The sequence below is a fragment of the Lysobacter sp. OAE881 genome, from assembly GCF_040546665.1.
Lineage (GTDB): Bacteria > Pseudomonadota > Gammaproteobacteria > Xanthomonadales > Xanthomonadaceae > Lysobacter_J > Lysobacter_J soli.
In genome coordinates this window covers 14,540-28,034 of record NZ_JBEPOG010000001.1, presented here as the reverse complement: position 1 = coordinate 28,034, position 13,495 = coordinate 14,540, and the positions used below count along the sequence as shown (strand labels likewise).

Sequence of the window (13,495 nt, the reverse complement as noted above, 5' to 3'; positions counted from 1 at the left end):
TCAGCCGCCCTTGATCCGCCGGTAGACGCGCTTCCACCCCAGGCGGATCGCGTCGACCCAGCGCGGCGGTGCGAGCAGTTCGGCCTCGCGCGCGCTGGGGCCCTGCCCGGTCAGGCGCTGGCGCATCTTCGCGACGTTCGCCAGGTCGCTGCGGCGCAGTTCGCGCGCCAGCGGCAACCAGCGCAGCCAGCGCGGGGTGCGCATGGCGGAGGCGAAATCGATCAGCACCGGTGTCGAGCCGGCGACCAGCACGTTCGCCGGATGCAGGTCGTTGTGCGTGATCCCCGCCGCATGCAGCGAGGCCACCGCGCCGCGCAGTTGCTGGAACACGTGCGAACCGGCGTCGAGGGCGACCTCGCCCAGCGTCTGGCCGGGAATGAACTCGATGCCCAGCGCGAGGCCACCGATCGTGCCCAGCAGCGCCGGCGCATGGCGCCAGCCGCGCAGCCGGTCGAGGACGCGCGCCTCGCGCCGCACGAGCAGCCGCGCGGGCAGCGACAGTGGCGTGCGGCGATACCGCCCGTAGTCCTTGACCACGGCGGGGCGTCCGTCGACGTCGAGCACGTAGACGTCGGGTTCGAGGAAACGTTCGCCACGCTTGAGCAGGCGAACATCGGGCGGCAGCGACCGGGGGTCGCGCGGCAGGGTGGAGGCGTTCATTGGGGATCCGGCGACGCGCGTCGTGCTCGGGGGAGGGCGGCGCGGCGGTTCTCTGAACCGGACGGTTCAGTTATTGAAATTTTAATGTCGCGAACGAAGTCGTCGACGCGCCCCTGCGGCACTCACCGTTCCGCGGCCGCACCACATTCGGCACAAGGCGCGTATCGGTTCGCGCCAGTAAAAAAGCCCCGCCGGAGCGGGGCCTTGGACAGATCGAAGCGGGGACCTCAGCGGCCGTCCAGCTCCGCGGCCACGAACGGCGGCAGCACCGCGGCGCCCTGGTGCGCGTCAGCGGTGTAGTACTTGGTGTCGAAGTCCTTCGCGCGGGCGTCCGCCACGCGGAAATCGAAACCCTGTCCCTTGCGCGCCAGCGTGCAGCTCCACCAGCCCGTCGGGTAGCAGGGCTGCGGGAAGGGCAGCGTCTGGAACGTGGTGAAGCCGGCCTTGCCCATCTCTGCGCGCATTTCCTTGATGAGCGAGAGCAGCATCAGCGGCGACTCGGACTGCTGGACGAGGATGCCGTCGTCCTTCAACGCGCGGAAGCAGCTCTCGAAGAAGGCCTTGTTGAACAGGCCCTCGGCCGGGCCGACCGGGTCGGTGGAGTCCACGATCACCACGTCCAGCGAGCCCGGCTCGCAGTTCTTCATGTAGGCGATGCCGTCGTCGAACAGCAGCGTCGCGCGCGGGTCGTCGTTGGCGTCGCACAGTTCCGGGAACCACTTCTCGGCCATGCGCGTGACCTGCTCGTCGATGTCGCACTGGACGGCCTTCTTCACGCCCTTGTGCTTGAGCACCTCGCGCAGCGTGCCGCAGTCGCCGCCGCCGATGATCACCACGTTCTCGGGCCTGGCGTGGGTGAACAGCGCCGGATGGGACATCATCTCGTGATAGAAGAAGTTGTCCTTCGTGGTCAGCATCATCGCGCCGTCGATGAGCATCAGGTTGCCCCAGTCGGTGCTCTCGAAGATCTCGATCTTCTGGAACGGCGACTGCACTTCGTCCAGCTTCCGGGTGATGCGGTAGCCGATCGCCGAACCGGTCGGGTCGAAGTTCTCGTAATGCCAGGAAGTGTTGGTGCTCATGCGCGCGTCCCAGGGGAAAGGCCGTCCGAACGCCGTCGTCGACGGGTCGGGGCGGCGGGAAAAGGGGCGGCATTGTAGCGGAGAGCGTGTTACGGGCCGGATTCGTCGCCGATCGGCCCAGGGGACAGGACCGTCCGCCCCCGGGCTGTAGAATGCGCGTCCCCCCGCCTCCCCCGGAACCGCGCCGATGTCCCACTGGTCGCTCGATCAGGCCCGCAAGACCTACTCGATCCCGCACTGGTCGGAAGGCTATTTCGACGTGGGCGCGAACGGGCAGGTCGTCGTGCGGCCGCGCGGCGAGAAGGGCCCGGCGATCTCGCTTCCGCAGGTCGTGGACGCCGCCAAGGCCAACGGCGCCAAGCTGCCGCTGCTGGTGCGCTTCCCGGACATCCTCGGCGACCGCCTCGGCAAGCTGCAGGCCGCCTTCGCGCAGGCGCAGGCCGACTGGGGCTACGCCGGCGGCTACACGGCGGTATATCCGATCAAGGTGAACCAGCATCGCGGCGTTGCCGGCACGCTGGCGTCGCACACCGGCGAAGGCTTCGGCCTGGAAGCGGGCAGCAAGCCTGAATTGATGGCCGTGCTCGCGCTGTCGCGGCCGGGCGGCCTGATCGTCTGCAACGGCTACAAGGACCGCGAATACATCCGCCTGGCGCTGATCGGCCGCAAGCTCGGGCTGGAGACCTTCATCGTCATCGAGAAGCCGTCCGAACTGGCGCTGGTGATGGATGAAGCCGCGGCGCTCGGCGTGAAGCCGGGCCTCGGCGTGCGCATGCGCCTTGCCTCGCTCGGCGCGGGCAAGTGGCAGAACAGCGGCGGCGACAAGGCGAAGTTCGGCCTCTCGCCGCGCCAGGTGCTGGATCTGTGGAAGAAGCTGCGCGATTCGGACATGACCGATTCGCTGCAGCTGCTGCACTTCCACATGGGTTCGCAGATCTCCAACGTGCGCGACATCGCCAACGGCATGCGCGAGGCGACGCGCTATTTCGTCGAGCTCTCGCGCCTGGGCGCCAACGTGCGCTACATGGACGTCGGCGGCGGCCTGGGCATCGATTACGAAGGCACGCGTTCGCGCGGCTTCTGTTCGATCAACTACGGCGTGCAGCAGTACGCCAACTCCATCGTGCAGCCGCTGTCGGACGCCTGCGCCGAGCACGGGCTGGTGCCGCCGCGCATCGTCACCGAGTGCGGCCGCGCGATGACCGCGCACCACGCCGTGCTGGTGGCGAACGTGGCCGAAGTCGAGGAAGCGCCGGAAGGCCGCATCCCCGACGTGCACGACGACGAGCCGGCCGTGATCCGTCACCTGCGAGAGGTCTACAGCGAGCTGGAGCAGCGCCCGCCGGTGGAGTTGTTCCACGAAGCGCAGCACCACCACGCCGAAGGCCTGCAGCTCTATGCGCTGGGCCAGCTCGACCTGGTGCATCGCGCGCGCATCGACGACCTGTTCTACGCGATCGCGCACTCGGTGCGTAAGCGCCTGAGCTACGACGAGAAGAGCCACCGCGAGCTGCTGGACGAACTCAACGACCGCCTCGTCGACAAGTACTTCGTCAACTTCAGCGTGTTCGAATCGATCCCGGACGTGTGGGCGATCGACCAGGTGTTCCCGATCGTTCCGATCGAACGCCTGGACGAGGAACCCACGCGCCGCGGCGTGCTGGCCGACATGACCTGCGACTCGGACGGCACGGTAAAGACCTACGTCGAGAACGAAGGCCTGGACACCTCGCTGCCGCTGCACGCGCAGCGTCCGGGCGAGACGTACCGCATCGGGTTTTTCCTGGTCGGTGCGTACCAGGAAATCCTCGGTGACATCCACAACCTGTTCGGCGACACGGACGCGGTGGAAGTGCGTATCGAAGGCGACGGCGACACGCAGGGCAAGGGCTACAGGCTGACGCAGCAGCGTCGCGGCGACACGACCGACGTGATGCTCGACTATGTCGGCTACCGGCTCGACGACCTGCGCGCGGCGTATCGCGAGAAGGTCGCCGCCGCCGGCTTGCCGGCCGACGAGTCGGCGCGTCTGGACGCCGCACTGGAAAGCGGCCTCACCGGTTACACCTACCTCGACGACGTGCCGCTGGCATGAGCGGGGAACGAAGGCGGTACCTCGTCCCCGCACGGCGGCTTTCGACGAGGCGGTGATCGGCCCGCACCACGCGCATCTGGACGCGCTGCGCGGGCAAGGCCGGCTGGAGCTGGCCGGTCCGTTTTCCGACAGGAGTGGCGGCGCGTACATCGTCCGGGCGGGTAGTCTGGCGGAGGCTGAAGCCATCGCGTTCGCCGATCCGCTCCACGTCCGCGGTTCCTCGGAAGTGACCGTGCACGAATGGAACGCCGCGCCCTGAACGGCCGGCGCTCTTCTCAATCAATCAACGGAACAAGCAGATGAAAGTTGGCTTCATTGGCCTCGGTGCGATGGGCGCCCCGATGGCCCGCTACGTGCACGCCAAGGGCCTGCTCACCGCGGTGGGCAACCGCACCCAGGCCAAGGCCGACGCGCTCGCCGCGGAACTGAACGTGCGCGCGGCACGCTCCGGCGCGAACTTCGCCGATTGCGATGTCGTGGTGCTGTGCGTGTCGCTCGATGCCGACGTGCTGGAAAACGTCGCCGCGCTGGCGGACGTGCTGAAGCCGGGCGCGATCGTGATCGACCATTCCACCGTCGCGGTGGATACCGCACGCCGCTGCGCCGCGCAGCTGGCGCAGCACAACATCGGCTTCCTCGACGCGCCGGTGTCCGGCGGCGTGGAAGGCGCGCGCAACGGCAAGCTGTCGGTGATGGTCGGGGGCGATGCGGACGTGCTGGAAGTCGCGCGTCCAGTGATCGAAAGCTACGCGGCGCGCATCAGCCACATGGGCGCGACCGGCGCCGGCCAGGCAACGAAGGCCGTGAACCAGGTGCTCGTGGCGGGTATCAACGAAGCCGTCTGCGAAGGCTTGGCGCTGGGCGAGAAGCTGGGGCTGGATCCGGAAAAGCTGCTGCCGACGCTGCTGGCTGGCGCGGCGAACAACTGGTTCCTCGACAAGCGCGGCGCGACGATGCTGCGCGACGAGTTCAACCCCGGCTTCAAGTGCGCGCACATGCTCAAGGACCTGCGCATCGTCGCGGCGATCGCGCGCGATACCGGCGTGCGCATGAGCACGGTCGAACAGGCGCTGGCCGATTACGCCGAACTGATCGAACGCGGACAGGGCGAATCGGATACGTCCGCGCTGATCACGCTCAAGCGCGGCGGCTGAGGCGCTCGGTTACGCGGTCCCGCGCCGGGCGCTGGGCCGTTCCCTCAGGCGCGCGCCCACGAAGGCGCCGAGCCATGCGAGCAGCAGGCTCGATCCGATCGCCAGGCGATTGAAGCGCAGCACCTTCGCGAGGGTCATTTCCGGCTGCACCGACACCAGCACGAACACGATCGCGAACCACATCAGGGCGACCAGGCCGACCGCGAACCACGTGAAGCGACGGCCGGCCAGCGCGCCGCCGGCGACCATCGAGACGAATATGCCGGTCAGGTCGAGCAGCGGCAGCTGGCCCCACGGCGTGGTCTGCACGTGTTGCAGCTTCGCGCCGAGCACGTAGCCGATGAGCGTGAACAGCATCAAGCCGACCAACGCGGCGATGCAGCCCGACAAAGTGCGCTTGTCCATCCGTTCCCCAGAGATCCCGTTGCGGGACCGCGGCAGTCTAGCCGCGGAATGGCGCCGCAGCGGTGACCGCGGTCGCGCCTCGCCGGTTTGTGCACGCGTTGACCGGATCAACGGTGGTTTGTGGTGGCTGATCGGTTTGGGGCCGTCTGTTCGGCCAGCCGAAACACCAGCGTCATTCCAGCGAACGCTGGAATCCATTTTGCTTCTGCCATCCGCGCGAGCGTGGAGAGCAGCGCGAACGCCAGCGCGGCCGCACGCCCAGCTCTTACCCCAACGCACGGGAGAGGGGCTTCACCACGCCCGTCACACCCTCCTGAATACGAAGAGGGCCCGCATGCGCGGGCCCTCGAATCGTCACTGGCGCGCAGACGGGGGCGCGGCCGATGCGACGTGCTACTTCACCTTGATCGCCATCGCCTGCAGGCCGCCGCCGGCGAGCTTGCGCTTGGCATCGGCGAGATCGCTCGCCGTGCCGTACGGGCCCATGCGTACGCGGTACACCGTGCTGCCGTTGATGGCCGCCGATTCGACGCGCGCGCTGAGGCCGAGCATCGCGATGCGCGCCTTCATTTCCTCTGCCTGGCCCGAAGCCTGGAACGCGCCGGCCTGCAGCAGATAGCGGGTGCCATCGTCGTTAGTGGTCGAGGACGCGGCCGGCGTCGCAGCGGTAGTAGCGGGCTTCGCCTCGGACGGCGCGTTCGACGCCGTGGTCGCCGGCGTCGCGGCGCTGCCCGTGGTCGGTGTGCGCGACGGCACCGTGTCGGTCTCGACCGGGCGCGGCAGCGGAGCGGTCTGCGTGGCCGTCGCCGGCGTGGCCGCGGCGTCGGCGTCATCGGCCAACGGGCGCGCCTGCTTCTCGCGCTCCGCTGCACGCTTGGCTTCGGCCTTCTCGCTCGCGGCGAGCTCGGCATCCGTCATCGGCACTTCCTTGCCCGGGAGCAGCGTGTAGAAGTCGTAGTCGGTGTCCTTTTTCGCCGCTTCGTCCTGCGCGCCCTTGCCCTTCCCCTTGGCAGGAGCAGGCGGGGCGTCCTGGGCGATGGCCTCCTCGTCCGCGCCACTGGCCGTGGCTGGCTGCGCGTCGGGGTTGGGCTGCGGGCGGAAGAACCCATCGCCGCTGGACTTGAAGTACTTCGGCGCGACCAGGATCGCGACCACCGCCAGCAGGATGCCCAGCACCATCCAGGCCCAGCCGGGCAGGCCGCTGTCGCCGCCGGAATTGCGTCGTGCCTGGGACTTGCCTCGTTTCGCCGCCACTTACATCACCTCGGGGGCGCTGACGCCCAGCAGTTCGAGACCGTTGGCCAGTACCTGCCGCGTCGCCATCGCGAGCACGAGACGCGCATCGCGGGTGTTGGCGTCGTCGACCAGGAACTGGTGGTCGTTGTAGTACGTCTGGAACGTCTGCGCCAGTTCGAGCAGGTAGGCGGCGATCTGGTGCGGTTCCAGGTCGCGGCCGGCGGTCTCGACGACGTCGGAATAGCGCAGCAGCGTGGCGATGAGTTCGCGCGCGGCGACGTCGTCCAGATCCAGCGGCCGGGCGAGGCCGTTGGCCGCGTCGAACGACAGGCCGCGCTCCTTCAGCTGGCGCATCAGGCCGTACATGCGCGCATGCGAGACCTGCACGTAGTACACCGGGTTGTCGAGCGACTGGCTGCGCGCGAAGTCGATGTCGAAGGTCAGCTGCGAATCGGGCTTGCGGGCGATCAGGAACCAGCGCGTCGCATCGCGGCCAACTTCGTCGACCAGATCGCGCAGCGTGACGTAGCTGCCGGCGCGCTTGGACAGCTTCACTTCCTCGCCGCCGCGCATGACGGTGACCATCTGGTGCAGCACGTATTCCGGCCAGCCGGTCGGGATGCCGCAATCCAGGGCCTGCAGGCCGGCGCGCACGCGGGCGAGCGAGCCGTGGTGGTCGGCGCCCAGTTCGGTGATCGCGCGCTCGTAGCCGCGCTGCCACTTGCTGAGGTGATAGGCGACGTCCGGCAGGAAGTAGGTGTACGTGCCGTCGGACTTGCGCATCACGCGGTCCTTGTCGTCGCCGAAGTCGGTGGTACGCAGCCACAGTGCGCCGCCTTCCTCGTAGGTGTGGCCGTGGGCGACGAGCTCGCGCACGGTCTCCTCGACCTTGCCGTCGGTGTAGAGCGAGGACTCCAGAAAGTAGACGTCGAACGAAACGCCATAGGCTTCCAGGTCCAGGTTCTGTTCGCGACGCAGGTACGCGACGGCGAACTGCCGGATCGCGTCGAGATCGTTCGCGTCCTTCGCGCCCGTCACGACGTGGCCTTCCACCTCGACGCTGTCGCCGCGCAGGTAGGCCGCCGCGACGTCCTTGATGTAGTCGCCGCGATAGCCGTCTTCCGGCCAGTCGGGATGTTCCGGACCGTGGCCCTGCGCGCGCGCCTGCACCGAAATGGCGAGGTTGTTGATCTGCGCGCCGGCGTCGTTGTAGTAGAACTCGCGCGCCACGTTCCAGCCGTTGGCATCGAGCACGCGCGCGATGCAGTCGCCGATCACCGCTGCGCGACCGTGGCCGACGTGCAGCGGACCGGTCGGATTGGCCGACACGTATTCCACGCCGGCACGATGGCCCTTGCCGCTCTCGTTGCGACCGTAGGCGGCGCCCTGTTCGAGCACCTGGCCGATCTGGCGACGCCATGCGGCTTCGTCGACATGGAAGTTGATGAAGCCGGGGCCGGCGATCTCCACCTTGGCCAGGTCGGCGTTGGCCGGCAGCGCATCGACCAGCGCCTGCGCCATTGCGCGCGGATTGGATCGCGCGGGCTTGGCGAGCAGCATGGCGGCGTTGGTGGAGAAATCGCCTTGAGCTGCGTTCTTGGGACGCTCGATGACGAACTCGGGCGTGACGAGGTCGGCCGGCAAGGTGCCGGCGGCGCGGAGGGCGTCGATCGCCTGCGCCACGAGGGCGCGGAGAGTGGATTTCACGGGATTCTGCGGGGTGCTGCGGGACCGGGCATTGTACGCGAGCGGGCCCGTGGGGCCGGCCGTTCACACCCAGCCTCGCGCCGCCAGCGAGACCGGCGTCCCGTCGCCGACCACGATGTGATCGAGCAACCGCACGTCGACCAGCGCCAACGACTCCTTCAGGCGCGCGGTGATGGTGCGGTCCGCCCCGCTGGGCTCGGGATTGCCGCTGGGATGGTTGTGCCCGCAGATCGCGGCGGCCGCGTTGAGGGCCAGCGCGCGACGAACCACTTCGCGCGGATGAACCTGGGCGCCATCGATGGTGCCCTGGAACAGCTCCTCGAACGCGATCGCCCGATGGCGGGTATCCAGGAACAGCACGGCAAAGACCTCATGTGGCCGGCCGCGAAGGCGCTGCGCGAAATAGCGGCCGGCCGCATGCGGATCGCTCAGCACGGCGCCCCGTTCGAGCTCCGCGCCGAGGAAGCGATGCCCGAGTTCGAGCGCCGCGGCGAGCCGGCACGCGCGCGCCGGCCCCAGCCCCGGCAGCTTCGACAACGCATCGGCCGGCTGTTCCAGCAACGTGCGCAGCGGTCCATGCGCGTGCAGCAGGTCGCGTGCGGTAGTCACCGCATCCCGGCCGCGCAGCCCGGAGCCGAGGAAGATCGCCAGCAACTGGGCGTCGGACAACGCCTTCGCGCCATAGGCGAGCAGGCGTTCCCGCGGACGTTCGTCCGTCGGCCATTCGCGGATGTGGAGGGGGCGGATGGATGCGTCCATGGTGACCGAATGCGGGGAAGGACCGGCAGTGCTGCGCGGAAGTGGGCGGGCGACCGCCGTTGCGCCGCCGCAGGCGATGCACCACTGAGCACCACCGCGGCGCCGCACGCCGAACCCGCACCACCGCGTTCGTGTGACGGCCGCCCGCCGTATGCGTATTCCATCGCGTCGCCGCCGCGCGCACAGGCGGGCTGGGCAGGTCGTTCGGGTAAGCTAAACGCTGATTCGGCGGTAGGTATTTTCCAGATGGTCGAGCCTCGCTCCCTGCGCGGAACCAAGATCCTGCTGTGCGTGTGCGGCGGGATCGCCGCCTACAAGTCGGCCGAACTGGTACGCCGCCTTCGCGAGGCCGGCTGCGAGGTGACCGTTGCGATGACGCAGAACGCGCAGCAGTTCGTCGGCACCACGACCTTCCAGGCGCTCTCGGGCGTGCCGGTGCGTACCTCGCTGTGGGATGCCGCGGCCGAAGCTGCGATGGGCCACATCGAACTGGCGCGCTGGGCCGATCGCGTCGTCATCGCCCCCGCAACCGCGAACACGCTCGCCAAGCTCACGCACGGATTCGCCGACGACCTCGTCACGACGTTGTGCCTGGCGACGACCGCGCCCATCACGGTTGCGCCGGCGATGAACCACCGCATGTGGCTGCATCCGGCCACGCAGGCGAACATCGCGACATTGCGCGAGCGCGGCGTGCAGATCGTCGGACCGAACGACGGGCCGCTGGCCGAAGGCGAATCCGGGCCGGGACGCATGAGCGAGCCGGCGGAAATCCTCATTGCAATCGGGCAGGCCCTCGCATGAGCGCGATCGAACGCCTGCGCGGATTGCGCATCGTCGTCAGCGCCGGTCCGACCTACGAGGACATCGATCCGGTCCGTTTCATCGGCAACCGCAGCAGCGGGAAGATGGGATTCGCCGTCGCGCAGTCGGCCGCGCGGCTCGGTGCCCACGTCGTGCTGGTCGCCGGCCCCGTGTCGCTCCCGACGCCCGCGGGCGTGACGCGCATCGACGTGCGTTCGGCCGCGCAGATGCACGCGGCGGTGCTTTCGCAGTTGCCGGCCGACATCTACATCGGCGCCGCGGCGGTCGCGGATTTCGCCCCCGCGCAGGCGGCGTCGAACAAGATCAAGAAGACCGCCGGACAGGACACGCTGAACCTGACGCTGGTCCGCACGCGCGACATCCTGGCCGACATCGCCTCGCACGCGCAGCGGCCGCGACTGGTAGTGGGGTTCGCGGCCGAAACCGACCACGTCGAGGCCTACGCGCGCGGCAAGCTCGAGAACAAGCGCCTGGACCTGATCGCCGCCAACCGCGTCGGCGTATCGGGCAGCGGTTTCGAGAGCGACGACAACACGCTGTCGGTCTTCGCCGTCGACGGCACCAGCCACGTGCTCGGCCCCGCGCCGAAGACGTCGCTCGCCGACGACCTGCTGGAACTGATCGCCGCGCGAATGCCCGCCTGACGCGTGCCGTTGGCACGATGCTTGCGTCTCCAACACGACATCGCGTCGGTACGATACCGCGCGCACCTTCACGACGGACCGCATGAACCACACGCTCGAACTGAAGATCCTCGACCCGCGCTTCGGCGGGGAATGGCCGCTGCCGACCTACGCCACGCCGGCGAGCGCCGGGCTCGACCTGCGCGCCGCGCTGGAGGAACCGCTGGCGCTTCAGCCGGGCGATGCGGCACTGGTGCCGTCGGGGCTGGCGATCCACCTGGGCGATCCGACGATGTGCGCGGTGATCCTGCCGCGTTCGGGCCTGGGGCATAAGCACGGCATCGTGCTCGGCAACGGCACGGGGCTGATCGACGCCGACTACCAGGGGCCGCTGCTGATCAGCGTATGGAACCGCGGCCGCGAGGCTTTTACGATCCAGCCGGGGGACCGTATCGCGCAGCTGGTGATCCTGCCGATCGTGCGGGCCGAGCTTGCGGTGGTGGACGAATTCGAAACCAGCGCCCGCGGCACGGGTGGCTTCGGCCACACCGGCGTGCGCTGACAAAGGGGATGGGAATGAAGGGTCTGGAAAAGGGACAACTGGCCGCCGGCGCCGCGCAGCTCAAGGTGCTGATCCCGGCGGTGATCGCGCTGTTCGCGCTGCTGGCGGCGTTCTTCGCGTGGAGCGGCTATCAGCTTCACCGCGACGGCTCGCGTCGGCTGGCGATCACCGAAGCGCGCAACGCCGCCGTCGAAAGCGCCGTGAGCGCCCTCGGCGTCGAACAGAAACAGCTCACCGACCGCCTGGCGTCGCCGACGCTGCAGGCGGCGCTCGCTGCCGGCGATCTGACCGCGGCTTCGCAGGAACTGGGCAAGGGCTGGACCGGGGCGAGCGATGCCGCCGTGCTGCCGCTGGACCTCGCCGGCGAGTACGCGGCGCTGCCGAAGGGCGGCTACGGGCGGCTGGGCGTGATCGAAGCCGCGGTCGCCGCTGCCCGTCCGGTCTCCGGCTTGGTCCAGCACAACGGCGGCCCGCAGCTGGCGCTGGCGGCGCCGGCGCACGTCGGCGACAAGGCCGTTGGTGTCGCGTACGTGCGCCTGCCCATCAGCCGCATCGGTGTCGGCCTCTCGCAGGTAGACGTCTCCGATGACAGCTATCTCGCGTTGCGCCAGGGCGGCTACAGCGCGATCGAGCGCGGCGACAAGGCCCTGGCCGGCGGGGCCGAGGCGCTGGCGGCCAAGGTCCCGGGCAGCGACCTGCGCGTGGCCGCTGCGGTGCCCGACGTCGCCGGTGGCCCGTTCGGCATGGAGGCGCTGGGATGCTTCATCGCTGCGGCGGTGTTCGTGCTGCTGGCCTTCCTGGCGTGGCGCGCGCCGAAGTTCGCCGCCAAGGGCAAGGGGGCTGGCGAGGAAGATGAAGGAGCCGTTCAGACGCTGGCGGAGAGCATTGAGGCCAATCCCCCTGTCCAGGCCACCGCACCCGTGACTCCGCCCAAGCCCGCCGCCCCCGTTCCGTCCATCGCCATCGACCGCGGGATCTTCCGCGCCTACGACATCCGGGGCGTGGTCGGGCAGACGCTGGACGCGGGCGTCGCCGAGCTCATCGGCCACGCGATCGGTTCGCTGATGCACGAGAAGGGCCTGACCGACATCGTCGTGGGCCGCGACGGCCGCCTGTCCGGTCCGGCGCTGGTCGAAGGCCTGATCGCCGGCCTGCGCAAGGCCGGCCGCAACGTCATCGACATCGGCCTGGCGCCGACGCCGGTGGTGTACTTCGGTGCCTACCACCTGCGCGCCGGCTCCTGCGTCTCGGTGACTGGCAGCCACAATCCGCCGGATTACAACGGCTTCAAGATCGTGGTCGGCGGCGAGACGCTCTCCGGCGACACGATCACCGACCTTTACGCGCGCATCGCCGACGACCGCCTGCACCTGGGCGATCTGGGTTCGCTGGTCCAGCGCGACATCTCCGAGGACTACGTCCAGCGCATCGCCTCGGACGTGCAGATCGACCGCCCGCTGCGCGTGGTGGTCGATGCGGGCAACGGCGTGGCCGGCGAGATCGGCCCGCGCGTGCTGGCCGCCATCGGCGCGGACGTCACGCCGCTGTACTGCGACATCGACGGCACGTTCCCGAACCACCATCCGGACCCGAGCGAGCCGCACAACCTCACCGACCTGATCCGCATGGTGCAGCGCCTGGAAGCGGACGTCGGCATCGCCTTCGACGGCGACGGCGACCGCCTGGGCGTGGTGACGCGCGAGGGGGAGAACATCTTCCCGGACCGCCTGCTGATGCTGTTTGCCGCCGACGTGCTCGAACGCAACCCGGGCGCGGTCATCCTGTTCGACGTGAAGTGCACCGGTCGCCTGCCGGGCCACATCCTGCGCCACGGCGGCAGCCCGCTGATGTGGAAGACGGGCCATTCGCTGATCAAGGCCAAGATGCGCGAGACCGATGCGGAGCTGGCCGGCGAGATGAGCGGGGCCACTTCTTCTTCAAGGAGCGCTGGTACGGCTTCGACGACGGCATCTACGCCGCCGCGCGCCTTCTGGAGATCCTCGCCGCATCGCCGCGCAGCCCGAGCGAGACCCTCGGCGCGCTGCCCAACGGCATCTCGACGCCGGAGATCAAGGTCGACGCGCCCGATGGCGACCCGCACAGCTTCGTGGAGTGGTTCCGCGACGAGGCCAAGTTCGAGGGCGCGCGCCTGTCGACGATCGATGGCCTGCGCGTGGACTTCCCGGACGGCTGGGGGCTGGTGCGCGCGTCGAACACCACGCCGGTGCTCGTGATGCGCTTCGATGCGGATTCGCCCGAAGCGCTCGCGCGCATCAAGGCCGACTTCCGCACCCAGCTGCTGGCGCTGCGCCCGGATCTGGCGCTGCCGTTCTAACGCGGCCGCCGCCCCGGAACGAAGAAGGCCGACGGTGCGAACCGCCGGCCTT

At 69.2% G+C, this 13,495-nt stretch carries 10 protein-coding genes and 2 pseudogenes; 6 read left to right on the top strand and 6 right to left on the bottom strand.

Features of this window, described 5'->3' with window-relative positions; genetic code table 11:
* Together ABIE51_RS00135 and speE are read right to left on the bottom strand one after the other, a co-directional pair.
* On the bottom strand, positions 1-660 hold the full coding sequence (locus tag ABIE51_RS00135) for a phosphotransferase (protein ID WP_157031385.1): 660 nt from the start codon (positions 658-660) through the stop codon (positions 1-3).
* A gap of 227 nt (positions 661-887) precedes the next feature.
* Entirely contained in the window at positions 888-1,742 is an 855-nt protein-coding gene (gene speE, locus ABIE51_RS00130; protein WP_192631782.1) for a polyamine aminopropyltransferase, read from the bottom strand.
* A 187-nt stretch (positions 1,743-1,929) separates the two neighbouring features.
* Between speE and speA the strand changes: the two genes are divergently transcribed.
* From speA to ABIE51_RS00115, 3 genes are read left to right on the top strand one after another with little or no spacing between them, the layout of a single operon-like run.
* On the top strand, positions 1,930-3,837 hold the full coding sequence (speA, locus tag ABIE51_RS00125) for an arginine decarboxylase (RefSeq protein WP_192631781.1): 1,908 nt from the start codon (positions 1,930-1,932) through the stop codon (positions 3,835-3,837).
* Positions 3,722-4,096 (top strand): YciI family protein, encoded by a 375-nt coding sequence (locus ABIE51_RS19290; RefSeq protein ID WP_502913316.1) that lies wholly within the window; start codon positions 3,722-3,724, stop codon positions 4,094-4,096. The genes speA and ABIE51_RS19290 overlap by 116 nt, the downstream gene beginning before the upstream one ends.
* A 19-nt stretch (positions 4,097-4,115) precedes the next feature.
* Positions 4,116-4,991 (top strand): NAD(P)-dependent oxidoreductase, encoded by an 876-nt coding sequence (locus tag ABIE51_RS00115; protein WP_267896528.1) that lies wholly within the window; start codon positions 4,116-4,118, stop codon positions 4,989-4,991.
* 9 nt (positions 4,992-5,000) lie between these two features.
* On the opposite strand, the gene ABIE51_RS00110 is transcribed toward ABIE51_RS00115, so the two are convergent.
* The 4 genes from ABIE51_RS00110 to radC form a co-directional block, all read right to left on the bottom strand.
* Positions 5,001-5,396 (bottom strand): hypothetical protein, encoded by a 396-nt coding sequence (locus ABIE51_RS00110; protein ID WP_192631779.1) that lies wholly within the window; start codon positions 5,394-5,396, stop codon positions 5,001-5,003.
* Between the two features lie 393 nt (positions 5,397-5,789).
* Positions 5,790-6,650 (bottom strand): SPOR domain-containing protein, encoded by an 861-nt coding sequence (locus tag ABIE51_RS00105; RefSeq protein ID WP_192631778.1) that lies wholly within the window; start codon positions 6,648-6,650, stop codon positions 5,790-5,792.
* Entirely contained in the window at positions 6,651-8,339 is a 1,689-nt protein-coding gene (argS, locus tag ABIE51_RS00100; RefSeq protein ID WP_192631777.1) for an arginine--tRNA ligase, read from the bottom strand. It abuts the gene before it with no gap.
* Positions 8,340-8,402: 63 nt separating this feature from the next.
* Positions 8,403-9,098, bottom strand: coding sequence for a RadC family protein (radC, locus tag ABIE51_RS00095; RefSeq protein WP_192631776.1), 696 nt, complete (start codon positions 9,096-9,098; stop codon positions 8,403-8,405).
* Between the two features lie 246 nt (positions 9,099-9,344).
* Between radC and coaBC the strand changes: the two are divergent.
* From coaBC to ABIE51_RS00080, 3 genes and pseudogenes are all read left to right on the top strand, one after another.
* Positions 9,345-10,567 (top strand): annotated as a pseudogene (gene coaBC, locus ABIE51_RS00090) (bifunctional phosphopantothenoylcysteine decarboxylase/phosphopantothenate--cysteine ligase CoaBC).
* An 82-nt stretch (positions 10,568-10,649) separates the two neighbouring features.
* Positions 10,650-11,108, top strand: coding sequence for a dUTP diphosphatase (gene dut, locus ABIE51_RS00085; protein WP_115844310.1), 459 nt, complete (start codon positions 10,650-10,652; stop codon positions 11,106-11,108).
* A gap of 14 nt (positions 11,109-11,122) precedes the next feature.
* Positions 11,123-13,443 (top strand): annotated as a pseudogene (locus tag ABIE51_RS00080) (phosphomannomutase/phosphoglucomutase).
* The last annotated feature ends 52 nt before the right edge of the window (positions 13,444-13,495 follow it).

Excerpts from the sequence above, each read along its gene's own strand:
- ABIE51_RS00110 (WP_192631779.1), bottom strand. The coding sequence starts at position 5,396 with ATGGACAAGCGCACTTTGTCGGGCTGCATCGCCGCGTTGGTCGGCTTG.
- speA (WP_192631781.1), top strand. The coding sequence starts at position 1,930 with ATGTCCCACTGGTCGCTCGATCAGGCCCGCAAGACCTACTCGATCCCG.
- speE (WP_192631782.1), bottom strand. The coding sequence starts at position 1,742 with ATGAGCACCAACACTTCCTGGCATTACGAGAACTTCGACCCGACCGGT.
- ABIE51_RS00135 (WP_157031385.1), bottom strand. The coding sequence starts at position 660 with ATGAACGCCTCCACCCTGCCGCGCGACCCCCGGTCGCTGCCGCCCGAT.
- dut (WP_115844310.1), top strand. The coding sequence starts at position 10,650 with ATGAACCACACGCTCGAACTGAAGATCCTCGACCCGCGCTTCGGCGGG.
- radC (WP_192631776.1), bottom strand. The coding sequence starts at position 9,098 with ATGGACGCATCCATCCGCCCCCTCCACATCCGCGAATGGCCGACGGAC.